This is a genomic window from Paenibacillus sp. PL2-23 (genome assembly GCF_040834005.1).
GTDB lineage: Bacteria > Bacillota > Bacilli > Paenibacillales > Paenibacillaceae > Pristimantibacillus.
Genome location: NZ_CP162129.1, coordinates 4,653,414 through 4,668,213 on the forward strand (window position 1 = coordinate 4,653,414; position 14,800 = coordinate 4,668,213).

General features: G+C 54.7%; 13 protein-coding genes. 1 reads left to right on the plus strand and 12 read right to left on the minus strand.

The annotated features are described in order from the left end of the window. Nucleotides 1-110 precede the first annotated feature (110 nt). Both AB1S56_RS20670 and AB1S56_RS20675 read right to left on the minus strand, forming a co-directional pair. Nucleotides 111-860, minus strand: a complete 750-nt coding sequence (locus AB1S56_RS20670) for a ThuA domain-containing protein (RefSeq protein ID WP_340869823.1) — start codon at nt 858-860, stop codon at nt 111-113. Then, nucleotides 857-1,951: a Gfo/Idh/MocA family oxidoreductase gene (locus AB1S56_RS20675; protein WP_340869822.1), complete on the minus strand. Its 1,095-nt coding sequence runs from the start codon at nt 1,949-1,951 to the stop codon at nt 857-859. Before AB1S56_RS20675 ends, AB1S56_RS20670 begins: the two co-directional genes overlap by 4 nt. Nucleotides 1,952-2,086: 135 nt before the next feature. Here AB1S56_RS20675 and AB1S56_RS20680 point away from each other — a divergent pair, with 135 nt between their 5' ends. Next, a complete protein-coding gene (locus AB1S56_RS20680; RefSeq protein ID WP_340869821.1) occupies nt 2,087-2,971 on the plus strand; it encodes an AraC family transcriptional regulator in 885 nt (294 codons plus the stop codon). 337 nt (nt 2,972-3,308) lie between these two features. Here AB1S56_RS20680 and AB1S56_RS20685 read toward each other — a convergent pair whose 3' ends face one another. The 10 genes from AB1S56_RS20685 to AB1S56_RS20730 form a co-directional block, all read right to left on the minus strand. Then, on the minus strand, nt 3,309-5,900 hold the full coding sequence (locus tag AB1S56_RS20685) for a glycoside hydrolase family 2 protein (RefSeq protein WP_340869820.1): 2,592 nt from the start codon (nt 5,898-5,900) through the stop codon (nt 3,309-3,311). Between the two features lie 472 nt (nt 5,901-6,372). Beyond that, the gene (locus AB1S56_RS20690) at nt 6,373-7,068 is read right to left on the minus strand and encodes an ABC transporter permease (protein WP_340869819.1); all 696 of its coding nucleotides are present in this window, start codon (nt 7,066-7,068) and stop codon (nt 6,373-6,375) included. Beyond that, a complete protein-coding gene (locus AB1S56_RS20695; RefSeq protein WP_340869818.1) occupies nt 7,040-7,984 on the minus strand; it encodes an ATP-binding cassette domain-containing protein in 945 nt (314 codons plus the stop codon). Before AB1S56_RS20695 ends, AB1S56_RS20690 begins: the two co-directional genes overlap by 29 nt. Nucleotides 7,985-8,069: 85 nt before the next feature. Next, the gene (locus tag AB1S56_RS20700; protein WP_340869817.1) at nt 8,070-9,020 is read right to left on the minus strand and encodes a sensor histidine kinase; all 951 of its coding nucleotides are present in this window, start codon (nt 9,018-9,020) and stop codon (nt 8,070-8,072) included. A 1-nt stretch (nt 9,021) separates the two neighbouring features. Then, nucleotides 9,022-9,735 carry a response regulator transcription factor gene (locus AB1S56_RS20705; RefSeq protein WP_340869816.1) on the minus strand — a complete coding sequence of 238 codons (714 nt, stop codon included), beginning with the start codon at nt 9,733-9,735 and terminating at the stop codon, nt 9,022-9,024. A 15-nt stretch (nt 9,736-9,750) separates the two neighbouring features. Beyond that, nucleotides 9,751-10,161, minus strand: a complete 411-nt coding sequence (locus AB1S56_RS20710) for a disulfide oxidoreductase (RefSeq protein ID WP_340869815.1) — start codon at nt 10,159-10,161, stop codon at nt 9,751-9,753. A gap of 12 nt (nt 10,162-10,173) precedes the next feature. Continuing rightward, nucleotides 10,174-10,857, minus strand: coding sequence for a thioredoxin domain-containing protein (locus AB1S56_RS20715; protein ID WP_340869813.1), 684 nt, complete (start codon nt 10,855-10,857; stop codon nt 10,174-10,176). Nucleotides 10,858-11,070: 213 nt separating this feature from the next. Next, on the minus strand, nt 11,071-12,180 hold the full coding sequence (locus AB1S56_RS20720; RefSeq protein WP_340869812.1) for a GerAB/ArcD/ProY family transporter: 1,110 nt from the start codon (nt 12,178-12,180) through the stop codon (nt 11,071-11,073). Nucleotides 12,181-12,207: 27 nt separating this feature from the next. Then, nucleotides 12,208-13,299, minus strand: coding sequence for a Ger(x)C family spore germination protein (locus tag AB1S56_RS20725; protein WP_340869811.1), 1,092 nt, complete (start codon nt 13,297-13,299; stop codon nt 12,208-12,210). Further along, nucleotides 13,292-14,782, minus strand: coding sequence for a spore germination protein (locus AB1S56_RS20730; RefSeq protein WP_340869810.1), 1,491 nt, complete (start codon nt 14,780-14,782; stop codon nt 13,292-13,294). The genes AB1S56_RS20725 and AB1S56_RS20730 overlap by 8 nt, the downstream gene beginning before the upstream one ends. Nucleotides 14,783-14,800 lie beyond the last annotated feature (18 nt).

Below are 14,800 nucleotides of genomic sequence, written 5' to 3' on the forward strand. Positions count from 1 at the left end.
TTCAAGACGGCTGGAGCGGAGCTTGGCTTCTGACAGTAAGTTGAAAACTGGTGTAGCGCTTGGCTTCTGACAGCTAGTTGACGACTGGAATGGAGCTGGGCTTCTGACAGCTAGTTAACGGCGGAAGCCTTAGGCTTGCCGATCGGCTCCAGCGGCGCGACCCGTCCGGCTAACGATGACGCGCCGACTGTTGGAGCTGCCCAGTGCACGCCGTTGCCAATCACCTTCAGCACCTCCGGCTGATGGTAGATGGGGAAAGTCTCATGGCCCGGACGGAAGTAGAACAGCTTGCCCTTGCCGCGGCGATAGCAGCAGCCGCTGCGGAACACCTCGCCGCCCTCGAACCAGGAGATGAAGACCAGCTCATCCGGAGCTGGTATTTCAAAGCGCTCGCCATACATCTCCTCCTTCGGAATTTCGAAGTAGTCGCCCAGTCCTTCCGCGATGGGATGGCCGTGCTCAATCACCCAGACGCGCTCCCGCTCGCCGTCGTCGCGCCACTTCAGCGTGCCCGTCTTGGTGCCGAGCAGCCGTTCGAACACCTTCGACGCGTGACCGGAATGCAGCACAATCAGCCCCATGCCGTCCAGCACGCGATCCCGCACCTTCTCGGCAATATCGTCGCGGACCTCGCCATGCGCGATATGTCCCCACCAGAGAAGCACATCTGTGGAGTCCAGCACCTCGTCGGTCAAGCCGTGCTCCGGTTCATCCAGCGTGGCCGTCCTGACCTCCATGCCCTCCAGTGTTCCCAGATAGCTGGCAATGGCTTGATGAATGCCCTCCGGGTAGATGCTTGCTACTTGGGCATTCTGTTTTTCATGGCGAAATTCGTTCCAAACCGTTACTCTGATATTCATATTGTGGTTCCCTCCATATGAATATTGTGCTTCTGCCCTGCAGTCGGCTCCAAAGCTGACATCCAGCGTCCCTGCTCGACAGACTCGATAATCGCGTCCAGCGTGCGCTGATTGATATAGCCGTCCTCAATCGATGCGTCCAGCCCATCCCCGCGTCCCAGCAGCAGGTTGAAAAAAGACTGCATCTGCTCCGCCTTGCACGCCTCCGGAATGTCTACAGCGCGGAACCCGCCTTCCTCTTCGGCCAAGTTCACCTGCAGCGTGTCCGTCTCCTCCAGGCTGTAGATGAGCGAGCCCAGCGAGCCGTAAATTTCAATCGTCTGGAAGTTGCCGCGGCCATGTGCGAAGCGTGAGATTTGCATGGTAGATGAGACACCCCCCTCCATCCTCGCCAGCACATGGCAGAAGTCGTCCACGTCGACCTCGCCTCTGCCCTCGCCGCTCAGCAGCTCACGTTCCCGGATAATCGTGTCCGCATGCGCAATAACGCTGTCCGTTTCTCCAATCAGGAAGCGGTGAAGATCCAGAATATGCGAGCCGAGATCGCCAAGCGCCCCCGAGCCGGACAGCTCCTTGCTGAAGCGCCATACAAGCGGAAGATTCTCGTTAATGGCCCAGCTCTGCAGGTATTGACTGTATACGTGATGAATGCGACCCAGCTTGCCCTCCCGGATCAGCTCCCTGGCATAACGAGCAGCGGCCTTGTACCGATACGAGAAGCACACCATATGCGGAATCGGCGCTTTCCTCAGCTCGTCTCGCAGTACGATAGCCTCTCTCGTATGGAGCGCGATGGGCTTCTCCAGCGCGAATGGCTTGCCATGCTTGATGGCGTCGAATGCCACCTGGAAATGATTGAAGTTCGGCGTGCCGATCATCACCGCGTCTACCTCGCTATCCTGCAGCAGGTCCTCATGTCGCACGTACCGGCGTTCCTGGGGTATGCCCAACAGCTCGCCTCGATCTGCAAGCGCTGTCACATTCACGTCGCAAATCGCCCATAGCTCTGCGTCAGGACTTTCCTGTATGCCCCAAATGTGATAATTTGCGATGCCGCCCAGTCCAATGACGCCGATTCTTAGCTTCTTCATAAACACCATCCATCCCTGATTGATGAAGTTTGAACGTTCACCATCAGTATAGAGTGTGTTAGAATAATCGAAAATGCGAAAAGATGACCCTTTTTGTATAATACCGACTTTTTAGGACGAAGGATGTGCTTGCCCATGTTAAAAATGAACGTGGAGCTGGTTCCAAGAATCGTGCTCATGGGGTATGTGGAATATAAAACGCCGTGGCTTCATTTCTTCCGCAACACGGACGAGCATATCCTGTACATTGTCAAAAGCGGGGAGCTGCATCTGCGGGAGAACGGCGTGGATTATGTGCTGCGTCGCGGCGATTCGCTGCTTCTGGAGCCTGGTCTTGATCATGAAGGCACTCGCAAGTCATTATGTGATTATTATTACTTTCATTTCCGCCATCCCGATATGGTCGCAGCTCCTCTGCTGGATCCGGTAGAAATCGCCAAGGATGTGCTGCTTGAGGCCAGCGCCGATGGGGTGGAAGCCAGCCATTATTACTTTCCGAAGCACCATACGATTTTTGACAAAAACGGCTTTCATCAGACGCTTCACGCCATGAACGAGCTGCTGGTGCTCTACCGCCGCAAGCATTACAATCGGGGACTCACCGCTCTGCGGTTGTCGGAGCTGCTCATCGAGCTGTCGCGCGATTATCTGCTGCATATGCTCCAGCACGAAGGAGGCCGGGGCTCCAAGGCCGTCGCCAAGGTTCATGCGCTGCTCGCCTACATCCACACACATTATACGGAGAAAATTAGCAGCAGCCTGATCGAGCGGGAATTCGAGTCGAATTACGACTATTTGAACCGCATCTTCAAGGATATGACGGGGTACACGATTACGAGGTACGTGAACAAAATCCGCATTCAACACGCGCAGGAGCTGATTCGGGCGACGCATATGAGCTTCGGGGAAATCGGATATTTGACGGGCCTGAACGACCCCTATTATTTCAGCAAGGTGTTCAAGCAGTTCACGGGTCTATCACCGGGGCAATATTACAAGCAGGTGAGGGAGCTAGAGTAGAAGGCTCCTGTCGCGGGCGCGTCAGCGCGGGGCTATCGAGGTGCGAGAGTGAGGCGTAATAGCCACACGAGGGATCGTTGTAGTAACTTTGGTGCGGCTAAATGGTGGGATAACGACACGACGTGTGGCTATGGCTGCCATTGAGGCTTCACAACGCGCAATAGCCACACGAGAGATCGCTATCATGACTTTGGTGCAGCTAATTGGTTGGATAACGACACGACGTGTGGCTATAGCCCCCATTGAGGCCCTATAGCGTGCGATAGCCACACTCCATATCGCAACAGCAAGAAGGAGGGCGGCGCATGGGATGCGCCGCCCTCCTGTAACCTATAGCTTACTTGGCTTGATCCGCCAGGAAATCGATCATGGAACGTGCCGTCACCATGCCCGCCGAAGCAGGCTGGCCGAATGCTTGCCCCTCTTCTCTGCGGCGGAATTCCACCTCCACCGGCTGTCCGGGGATGACGTCGAAGAAATTATCGGAGAAGCGTCCCTCCTCCTCCGCCTGCAGCCAAACCGCCTTCGCGAGCGTATCGGCTGCAATCAGGAAGCGCGAGCCGTCGCTGCCCGGAACCTCAGTAATCTTGAGGCTTGACGGAGCAAGCAACAGGTTCTTCGGGGGCGCAAAATAATACTCACTGCGGCAAGCCGCAGCTCCCTCCTGTGCCAGCTCGGCGACTAGCACGACGTTGCCCGCCTCGCAGCCGGCCAGCCATGCCTGCTCCTTCCCGGCATAGACGAGCGTGGAGCGTCCTCCCTCCACTTTGACAGCCGTCTCCTTCTTGCGCAGCAATTCGCCGTTGAATGCGTGTAAGCCCAAGCGTAGCAGGCCCTCCTGCGCCTGCGGCCGGTCGGTAACGGCATAGACGCGAAGCTCTCCATCATCTGTACGCTCGAATGACAGCAGCAGCTCAGCAAAGCTTTTTTTCGCAAAATATTGCATCGCCTTCCACTTGCCGTAATAATCCATGCCCGCCCAGGACGCCACAGGCCAGCAATCGTTCATCTGCCAGTACAGGGAGCCCATACAATACGGCATCCGTCTGCGGTGCGCTTCGATTGCCATCTTCATCGCCTCACCCTGCTGCACCTGGCTCATGTACAGGAAGGAAGCAAAGTCCTTGGGCTCGCTGAAATACATATCCATATATTCTTTGATTAACCGGTTGCCGTTGCCATTCTTCTGATGCGCTAGCATGACCTTGGATTCAAGCTCCATATCGCTCTCATCTGCAAAAGTACGCACCGAGTCGTACTCCGGGAAGGACTGGAAGCCGTATTCGCTCATGAAGCGGCCGACCTTCTTGTTGTAATTGTCGAATGGCTCCACCGCATGCCACACGCCCCAGTAGTGAATGTCCCCTTCTGTGGACAGCGGATGGGCATGCTGCCCGATATCGCCCGTGAGGTCGATCATTGGCGATGACGGCCAGTAGTCCATACCAGGATGGTGCGATGCAACGGCCTCCGCCAAAATCTCGTGGAACAGCCTTTCGTAGCCCGCCCAGATGGCTTCGCGCTGCTCTGCGGTGTACCCTTTTTTCCAGCCCCAGCCGCCCTCTTCGTCATATTGCTGCCAAGCCGAGTCGATTTCGTTGTTGCCGCACCATAATGCGATGGATGCGTAATTGCGCAGCCGCTTCACGTTCTGCTCCGCTTCCCGCTTCACGTTCTCGAGGAACGCTTCATCCCAAGGATACATGCTGCAGGCGAACATGAAGTCCTGCCAGACGAGGATGCCGTATTCATCGCACAGCTCATAGAACGCAGACTGCTCATAGATGCCACCGCCCCATACGCGCAGCATGTTCATGCCGGACTCTGCGGCGGATGCGATCTCATGCCGGTATCGCTCCTTCGTCACTTCGGTAACAAAGCTGTCGTTCGGAATATGGTTGGCGCCTTTGGCGAAGATCGGGACCCCATTCAGCTCAAAATGGAAGGTTGCCCCCGCTTCGTCCTTCTCGCGAACGAGCCGGATGGAGCGCAGGCCCGTCCGAACGGACTTGCTGGCAGCAGCTTGCTCGGAACCGGCAGGAATATATGCCGCACTGAACGTATACAAATGCTGCTCGCCTTGCCCCAGACTCCACCATAGCTTCGGTCTGGAGATCACAGCGGGGACAGCTACGTTGTTTATGCCCGGCTTCAAGCTGACATTAGCCGTCCATTGCTCCATTCCATTCGTCACTTGCACCAAGCCTTCGGCTGCCAGCTCGCTTTCAAGCTCCAGCTCAAAGCTTAAGACTGCCTCCTCGGCGGTTACCTGCTGCTGCCGCACGAACAGGTCGTTCATCCGAACGTCGGACCAGGCCATAATATACGCATCACGCCAGATGCCGCTCGTCACAAAGCGCGGTCCCCAGTCCCAGCCGTAATGATATGGCGCTTTTCGCGCGAACACGCTAACCTTGTCCTCGCCTAGACCGCCAAGCTCAGACTGGTCGTTCGACGCAGGCAGATTGTATCCCAGCTTCTGGAGCTTCGGAAGATCCTCCTTAATAGGAGAGCGGAAGCGAATATGCAGCTCGTTCCCCGAAGCTTGGACATGCTTCCTGATATCCGCCCGCCAGATGCGAAACATGTTGTCCGTCGAGAGGATCGGTTGACCGTTCAAGGTGACATCCGCATAAGTGTCCAAGCCTTCGAATACAACCTCGATCCGTCCCTTGCTTAGAACGTCCTCTGTTAGATCAAAGGTTGTTTGGTATTCCCAGTCGAGCTTATCAATCCATTGCAAATCATGCTCGTTCGTCTTCTCGAAGGGCGGCTTGATTTGGCCATTCCGATGCAGATCGGTATGCACGCAGCCGGGAACGACTGCCGGAAGCCATTGCTCCTCTGTGCTGGCCTTGAATATCCATCGGGTCAGCGGGATGCCCGTTATGGGAGCTTGCTCTTGTCCATGTGATTGTGCAGGTTTCATGCTCTTATCTCCTCCGTCTCATCCTTCAGGCCGTTCAGTCACTAACAAATTACATAACAAATCATAAAATAACATAACGTTTAGGTCAATTATTATTTGTTATTTTCTAAATTACAGCCTGTTTTGTTAGTTAATTTGTTAGGTTTCAAAGACTGCCAGACGGTTGAAGAGGCTGTGGCTTGGCGGCGCTTGCACCTTGCGAGCCCGTCCATGCAGCAATTAACCCTATGCAACGAGTTAGGCTATGCCACTAGTTAAGCTATACCACGAGTCAGGCCGTGCCACGAGTCAGGCTATGCCGCGAGTTAAACACGCTTAACGCAAACAAGCCAAAGCAGCGGACCTTCCACTCCCTTGGCTTGTTCAGATTTAGATGCAAAACGTGCAGTTAATTTACCTTAACCCCCCCGTAAATCCATTGCTAAATGCAGAACATACAGCTAATATCACAGATTCCAGGGTAATGGGCGGTTTAAGCCACGTCCACCCGTTCGATGTTGCGGAAGCTGAGATACGTGAGCAGAACGCCAAGCGTACCCAGCGACAATGGAATGGCGACGATGGAGCTTAGGCTGAAGCCCATATTATTGGAGCAGACAATCATCACGATGAAGATAGAGCTCGTGACCGTAGCTATAACCGACTTCCTCCGCATGCCAATGGCCAGCGGAAGCAGGCTCATGCCGGATGCCGCGATGGCATGGGTCAGCACATAAGCGACATGCTGATAGAGAATCTTCGCCGTCAAGATGTCGTCCACATAGCCGGTTGACAGGTTCACCGTTACGAACAAGGTGCCGATCGCCAGATTAGCCAGGATGATATTCGTGAAGGTCCATACGAAGACAACAATCAGCTTGGAGAAGATCAGCTTCTTGCGGCTGACCGGATACGTGAACAGCAGAGCCATCGTTTTATTACGGAACTCGCCGATAATCAGGCGCGAGATCAGTGCCGACGCATAGATGATGAACGTTGCGCGAACCATGGTATCAATAAGCCGCAGCATCTCGGCATAGCCCTGGAACACCTCTTCTTCCTGACTCGATCCCTCAGTCATGTAGATCATAAGAAGGAAGCCCGCGAGAATGCCGTAAGCGAGCAGCGCACCCCACAAGTAGCCTTTCAAGTTGCCTTTCTTAAGCTCCAGCTTGATCAAATGCCGCATGGCCGCCACCTCCGCGAGTCAATTCCAGGAAATAATCCTCCAAGGTATGGTGGCGCCGCATAATGGATTCCACCGGAACATCATTCATAATAAGACCTTTGGACAGCGCCTCCGGCGTCACGTCCGCGTCGTATACGCGCAGCAGCAGACCATCCAGCACCTTGTAATGCTTGATCCCCAGCTTCTCTTCCAGCACAATCGTTGCACGCCTCACATCAGACGTCTTAATCTCTACGTAATCCGTATTCGATCGCCTGATGCTCTCCAGGGAAACCTCCTGCAGCAGTCTCCCGTTGTTGATGATGCCAATCGTATCCGCCACCTGCTCCACCTCGGCCAGCAGATGGCTGGAGATAAGCAAAGTGGTGCCGAGCTCATCACGCAGTCTGCGGAAGAGCACGCGCATCTCCTGTATGCCTTCCGGATCCAGTCCGTTAATGGGTTCATCCAGCAGCAGCAGCTCCGGCCTCGTCATGATAGCTCTCGCAATACCAAGCCGCTGCCGCATGCCAAGCGAGAACTGCTTCACCGGCTTGCCCTCTATGCCAACGAGCTGAACAAGCCGGAGCGCCTCCCGCGCCGCTCCTTTGCGATAGCAGCCCATATATTCGCCATGAAGCTCCAGGTTCTGCTCGGCCGTCAGCTTCTCGTAGAAGACCGGCGCTTCGATCATGTGGCCGATTTGCTTCATCGGCTCTATGGCCCCGGTCAGCAGCCTTTTACCAAACAGCTCAATCTCGCCGCCCGTCGGCTTCACCAGGTTCAGAAGCATCTTCATCAAGGTCGACTTGCCGGCACCGTTTGGGCCAAGAAAGCCGTAGATTTCGCCCTGTCTGACCGTCATTGTCACATTCGATACGACGTCCTGCTTGCCGTAGCTTTTGCTCAGCAGCCGCGTCCGTAACACATCCGTCATCTCTTCACTCTCCCGCTTGATTTGGTTACAGCTTTATTCTAATGCGGGCAGCTCTCATCTTTCTTTCGCAAATCTTACTTATTCCTTACTTCCTGAACTCAGCCGCAGCGCGCAGCTGAACGAAGAAGCTCGTACGGACATAAGGCACGCTCTGCAGCCTGATACTGCCTCCAATACGCTCCGCCAGCCTCTTGGTTATCGTTAAACCGAGTCCGCTTCCCTGCACATTGCGATTACGTGAATCCTGGAGCGTATACAGGCGCTCGAAGATTCGCGTCTGCTCCTGCAGCGGAATGCCTGGACCACGATCCGCGATCTCCATGACAACATGCTCGCCAGCCCGCTTAATGGAGAGGCCCAAATAGCGGCCCGATCGGCCATAACGGAGCGCATTGGACAAGAGATTATCCATCATGCGTGAGACCGCCTCCTCATTGGCATAAGCGAGCACCGGCTCCTCCGGAATAACGACGTCGACCTCATATTCATCGCCCGCCAGCAGGTCGTAATAATCCAGTATGCGCCTCCTTGCCAGCTCCCCAATATCCAGCTCGGTCAGCGGCAGCTCAGAGTCGTCCGCCTCCAGCTTCGCCAGATCGAAGAACTCATTCATCAGCCGGAGCACCTCAAGCGTCTTGCGATGCACTTGGCCCAGCAGGCGGCTTCTCTCCTCGGATGCCATATGGGGATCGCTCTCCAGCAGCTCGGCATAGCCCAGTACGACCGTAAGCGGCGTCTTAAGGTCATGGGAGACGTTGGACAGCATCTTGCGCATAGCGCGCTCCGTCTTCGTGTAGTCCGTGGCCGACTGGCCGGCGATGTCCAGCCACCGGTTTACCGACTCAAGCAGCTCCCTGAGCGTCTGCTCTTCCGTTATTAGCTGCACGCTCCCTGTCATTCGAGCGGGCTGTTCCGCAAGCTCGTTCAGTCTGTCGGCCATATAGGCCAGGTGACGCCGCATCTCCCGAAGCCTGCTCCGCTCCCGAACGTACAATATACCAAAAAAAAGAATCAGCATGATGCCTGCGAGGACCATATTATGCCTCCCCCAGTCTGTAGCCGATTCCCCAAAGCGTGCGTATGTAGCGGGGATTAGAGGGATCGTCCTCGATCTTCTCCCGCAGCCTTCTCATATGTACATTAATAACGTTCTCATCCCCGTAATAGCTCTCATTCCACACAAGCTGATACAGCATCGCCTTGGTGTAGACTCTTGTCGGATGCTGAAGGAACAGCTTCAGAATGTGAAACTCCTTGGCTGTCAGCTTCAACGTCTCCCCCTTCTTTGTCACGCAGAAATTATCCGGATCGAGGCTAAGCTCACCGACCGTAAGCAGCTTGGACGGAGCCTGGGCAGCCTCTTGCCCCGATCCCGTATCCGCGTACTGCGTCGCCCTGCGAATCGACGCGCTTACGCGCGCCGACAGCTCAAGCAGGGAGAAAGGCTTCGCGATATAGTCGTCCGCTCCAAAGCGAAGTCCAAGCGCCTTGTCCACCTCGCCGTCCTTGGCTGAGAGAATAAGGATCGGGATAGTGCTGTAATTCCTGATGGCCTGCAGGATGTCGAGACCGTTCGCGTTCGGCAGCATCAGATCGAGCAGCACCAGATCGAAGCTGCCCTCCTGGAACACCCGGATCGCGCCCGCCCCATCGCTGACCGTCGTGATGCGGTAGCCCTCCTTGGCCAAATACCCTTCGACCATCTCGCTGATTGAAGCATCGTCTTCAATAAGAAGCAAGCTGTGGACCATGAACGCCCTCCTTCACTACCTTTTTCTGAATACTAGCAGCAGAAGCGTGATGAGCGTAAATCCGGTAAACGCAAGAAACGGAATGGTAATAAAGCCAAGCCAGTTGATATACATGCCGCTGCATGGAACGCCCTGCGAGCAGAGCTTGATCGATGCAAAGCCCGGAACTTTTTGCTCCATATAATGGAAGGCAGAGACGAGCATACCCAGTACGGAGAGCGGCAGCACATATTTGCGAATGGCATGCTCGTCATAGAAGGCCGCGATTCCCAGAATAATACTCAGCGGATACATGAGAATACGCTGATACCAGCACAGCGAGCAAGGAATAAACCCTTTAATCTCGCTAAAATAAAGACTGCCCAGCGTCGCGATTACCGCGACCAGCCAAGCGAAATACAGCACGTTGCGCTGCATAAACGCCATGCCTGCCGCCTCCTATTCCAGCTCTTGCGCGATAGCCGCGCGAATGGATTCCAAATCAAACGGGTTTTCGATTTGAACGTCGTTTATCATAATGGTTGGCGTAAAGCGCACGTTGAATTGATTCACCAATGTCGTATCCAGATTAACCAGGCTGCTTGCTTCTTCGGCCGCCATGGTCTCCTTCAGTTGGGCCTCGTCAAGCTCCGGCACCAAAGCCTTCGCCGTCTCCAGCACCAGCTCCTCCGTCAGCCATGCGCCGTCATGCCCCGTCGGCTGCGCGTCGAACAGCGCCTTGTGGAAATCCCAGAATTGGTCCGGATACAGCTTCAGGACCGCTTCGCTTGCCAGGGCGCCAATTCGGGATTCCTCGCCATGGAACAGCGTGTTAATGTATGAGAAGGTAGCCAGGCCGGAATCTACATACTCCGCCTTCAGAAGCGGCCATACCGTCTCGCCCCAGGTTTTGCAGGATGGACATTTGTAATCGCCGAACTCCACGATCGACACCTTTGCTTCCGCCTCGCCCATTACGGGCTGGGCCACTGTCGAAGGCGCGCTTTCGAAGCTTTTGTTTCCTTCATTTTTGCCCGATTGCTGATTAATAACGAATAAACCTACAGCTACAATAATGATAATCGCTGTATAGATAACAAAATATCGGGAGCCGCCCTTGCGAGCTCTTGAGTTGGATGCCATGTCGCCTACCACCTTATTCGTTAGATTAATGTTGCTTGCTCTTCACAAAGATAGCATATAACAAGCCTGTCCTCTATAGGCAGGTTTGAAAAAAACGCACAATTTTCAAAACATGCAAGTCCAGGCATGATAACAAAAAGCAGCGACAAGTCCGACTGAGCATGCGCTCGTCCCGGATTGTCGCTGCTTCTGAATACAGGGACTGCGTTGCTGCTACGAGCGTAGTTCCAGCGCCTTCCGTTCAAGCAGCCGCCTGATCAGCACGATGAGGAACAGCAGCGGAATATAGCCGAAGACAATACTCATTCCACAGCTGGAGACTAGGCGGTACAGCATCTGGCTTCCAGTGGGGCTTTGGAACGCCAAGGTGATCGCGAATATGAGGATCGCGGACAGACTGACGCCGAATCGCCTGGGCAGTCCGGTCGAACGCTTCAAGATACGCGCCCCGCTCCAGAGCGGAACGCTGCATACCGGCAGTATAACGAAAAACCAGGTAAATATATACACATAGTCAAACCGTTCTACAATGGTCAACTTAATTACCTTAGATAACATCAGGGTCGGCCATACGACGTTAGCCAGCTGATTCAAGTTGAGGAATGCAAACGTAACGAGGAGAATGATCAAATAGATGACTGTCGTATGCGCCGTGGCGATATGAGCCCATTTCTGCGTTCTGGCGTTGTTTTTGATAAATGGATAATACACCAGCAGGAACTCCACCCCGAGAAATAGAAATACCGCCTGACCCGAAGACGCCCAATATTCTGGCAAGCTATGATTGAACATCGGCAGGAAATTGTCCCATTGCGCGAAGTGCAGAGGATGGCGCAGGCTGGGAAGCAAGAGAGTCGGCACAACAACAGCGAATAGAGCTGTACCGACTACAACCCGAAAGCCTCCAACCGCTATGTAAGCGCAGACTGCGAGTACGATGAGCTCCGTCACCCATTGCCTCCCTTCGGGGAAGATCCACACGGTTATGACTTCCGCATAGGCCCGAAGCTGGGAGGCGACGGCCAGCAGACAGTAGAGATAGAAGCCAAGCGTCAGCGCCATGCCAACATAACGTCCGAACAGCTGGCTATGGATGGACACCAGATCTCCTTCCTTGGCATATCGCAATATCGGGTACAGCATCGCAATGACCAGATGGAACGCCAGAGCGGTGAAGAGCAGCGAGACCCAGCTGTCCGTCCCTGCCCCGTCCGCCAGCTTGCTCTGAAAGCTGAGCACGCCAACGCCAGTCTGGGTTGCATGCATAACGAACCACAACAAATAAGGCGATACGGTTACATGCTTTCCCACACTGCCGCTCATCGCTCCAAGCCTCCTTCCTCTACTTCTTTATTCCCCTACCCCCGATTCCTTCAGCTTGACATTCACCTTGACCGCAAGCTTCAGCTCAGGATACGTATCGGCGTAGAACGTCTCCTCCTGCCACTCCCTATGCCGAGAGCGCATGAAGTCTCCGATGCCGACGGGATCGACGCCAGTTGTCTGGAATTTCCTGAGCAACACATATAATCTCTGCTCCAGCTGCGCTTCGGTAACGCGCTCCACCTGATCATAGCTCCGCTCCTCGTCCCGCTCGTTGGGATCCAGCTGCTCCTTCAACAAGCCGGTTATCGTCGAATGAACAACAACCCCCTCCGAAGCTCCGTCTTGACCGCGCGCCAGCTCCAGCCGCGTCTTGCCGGACAGGATGGATAAGACCGCAGGCACGTCACTGCGTTGGCCTTCCCCTTGAATTTCGACGTACGCTCTCCGATAGGAGGGCTGCAGCATTTTGAACGACACGGCATCCTTATTGCCAAGCACAAGCTTGAGCTTATCGTCGCGATAAATCGCTATGCCTTTCACTTCCAGACTCTCATTGCGATCCAAACCGAGATACGGCATAAAGGCGTCGCGTCCCGGACCGTAATAATCGAATAGAAATCGATGCAGGCTTGTCTCAGGCAGATTGCCTTCCTTGACATTCTGCTCGATCAGCTTATGCGGGAGCATCCGCCCCCCCTTCTTCTCCAGCCCTTTCATGAGCCGCTCAGCCGGGAGATCAGAGACGGCAACGTTCATCAGGCTGCTGATCAGCGGGTCTCTGCAGATGGAGTGAATGAACGCTATAATACCCTCTTCAGCAAGCTCGCGGCTGAATAACAGCATATGCAGCTTGCCCAGACGAAGCGGCTTCGGCTCGTGCATCTGCATCTGACGTATGAGCTGAGTCGTCTGCCCTGCTCCTTGCGTCAGCATCAGCTTCTCCTTGGGATCATATTCGGAATAGATTGCCGTTCCCAGATACTGATCGCCTTGCTTGTCCAGCCCAAGCGCATTCACCATGCTGATGCGATCCACAACGTAAGGCTGATTGCAGCCCGCTGCCAGCACCGCCATCACAAGTAGAGCTATGAAGATCCAGCCTATCCGATTATTCATCGGCAGGCCCGTCCTTGGGAGCGGAAGGCGCATACCGTCTCTGCTGCTTCGGCCGAAGAAAGATACTGCTCTTTGTGGTGTATTGATACGAGGAGCGAATAACGCTGTCGGCAAAGTTGCCCCTCCGGAAAGGGTAGATCGGCACAAGATACGGCATGCCAAGCGACTTCAGCCTCAGAAGATGCCCCATGAGCAGCAGCAGACCCGCCGCAATGCCAAGCCCTCCCCATAACCCCGCAAGCAGGATAAACGGGAAGCGGAGGAGGCGAATCGTGTTGGCCATCTTGAATATCGGGGTCGTAAAGGATGCAAGCGCAGCCAGCGCTACAATAATGAGCAGTATGTTGCTGGTTAGAGCAGCCTGCACCGACGCCTCCCCGATCACGATACCGCCGACGATGCCCAGCGTCTGGCCAATCTTCGTCGGCAGCCGGGCTCCCGCTTCGCGAAGCAGCTCGATCGTCAGCTCGAGGAATATAACCTCGACAAGCGGCTTGAATGGCACGTGGATTCTGGACTCAATAAGCGGCACAAGAATGCTGTCCGGAATAACCTCGAAGTGAAAGGTTAATACCGCGACATAGACGGGAGTAGCAAATATGGACAAGAACACGCATATAATCCGGATCAGCCGGAAGAAGGAACCTAGAATCCACGGCAAATAATAATCCTCCGGCGAAATAAAAAAATCAAGAATGTTGGAGGGTCCCGTCACCGCATAAGGAGACCCGCTTGCAAAAATCGCCACCTGGCCGGAAACAATAGCATAGGTGACCCTGTCGATCCGCTCCGTGGACAAGAACAACGGAAACGGCGTGTTGGAGTGGTCCGATATAATCTGATCGAGCTGGGAGCTGTCGAATACAACCTCGAAGTTTATATCGTTCAATCTCTGCTTGACGGTGCGAATGAGCTCCTCGTTCGTGACATCATTCATATAGACGATCGCGACCTTTGTCTTCGACAGCGAACCGATTGTCAGCTCCTCCACGGTGAGCTTGGACACGGGCATTTGCGACCTTAGCAGATGGATATTCACATCAAGGCTCTCCACGAAGCCTTTTTTGGGACCTACAACGCTGAATTCGTTTTCGGTATCATTGTTCATGCGCAAGCCAAGCTGATCGTTCTGAACGTTCACCAGCAGGAGCGGCTCCTCCGCCTTCTCAAGCCTGACCAATACGGAGCCTTCCGTCAGCTTCGCGTCGATAATCTCCGGGTCGCTTGTAAGACGGACCTCCAGAAAGGGCAGGCTGGCCCTCAGCCTGCGGGCATCCCCTGTCTCTTCATGCCTCTGGAGTGCGGGAAGCAGAAACTCCGTAATTTTGGCGTCATCCGTCATGGAACGATAATAATAGAGCCGCAGCGCATCTGGATTCTCCAGCGGAGACAATTGGCAGAAGTCCTGCGACTTCGCCGACAGCTTCAACACATCCTCGATACTCCTGCTCTTTGGCTTCGCCTCCGCCTGATCCAAGCTCACTTCCGTCCCACCTCTCAG

Excerpts from the sequence above, each read along its gene's own strand:
- AB1S56_RS20670 (WP_340869823.1), bottom strand. The coding sequence starts at position 860 with ATGAATATCAGAGTAACGGTTTGGAACGAATTTCGCCATGAAAAACAG.
- AB1S56_RS20675 (WP_340869822.1), bottom strand. The coding sequence starts at position 1,951 with ATGAAGAAGCTAAGAATCGGCGTCATTGGACTGGGCGGCATCGCAAAT.
- AB1S56_RS20680 (WP_340869821.1), top strand. The coding sequence starts at position 2,087 with ATGTTAAAAATGAACGTGGAGCTGGTTCCAAGAATCGTGCTCATGGGG.
- AB1S56_RS20685 (WP_340869820.1), bottom strand. The coding sequence starts at position 5,900 with ATGAAACCTGCACAATCACATGGACAAGAGCAAGCTCCCATAACGGGC.
- AB1S56_RS20690 (WP_340869819.1), bottom strand. The coding sequence starts at position 7,068 with ATGCGGCATTTGATCAAGCTGGAGCTTAAGAAAGGCAACTTGAAAGGC.
- AB1S56_RS20695 (WP_340869818.1), bottom strand. The coding sequence starts at position 7,984 with ATGACGGATGTGTTACGGACGCGGCTGCTGAGCAAAAGCTACGGCAAG.
- AB1S56_RS20700 (WP_340869817.1), bottom strand. The coding sequence starts at position 9,020 with ATGGTCCTCGCAGGCATCATGCTGATTCTTTTTTTTGGTATATTGTAC.
- AB1S56_RS20705 (WP_340869816.1), bottom strand. The coding sequence starts at position 9,735 with ATGGTCCACAGCTTGCTTCTTATTGAAGACGATGCTTCAATCAGCGAG.
- AB1S56_RS20710 (WP_340869815.1), bottom strand. The coding sequence starts at position 10,161 with ATGGCGTTTATGCAGCGCAACGTGCTGTATTTCGCTTGGCTGGTCGCG.
- AB1S56_RS20715 (WP_340869813.1), bottom strand. The coding sequence starts at position 10,857 with ATGGCATCCAACTCAAGAGCTCGCAAGGGCGGCTCCCGATATTTTGTT.
- AB1S56_RS20720 (WP_340869812.1), bottom strand. The coding sequence starts at position 12,180 with ATGAGCGGCAGTGTGGGAAAGCATGTAACCGTATCGCCTTATTTGTTG.
- AB1S56_RS20725 (WP_340869811.1), bottom strand. The coding sequence starts at position 13,299 with ATGAATAATCGGATAGGCTGGATCTTCATAGCTCTACTTGTGATGGCG.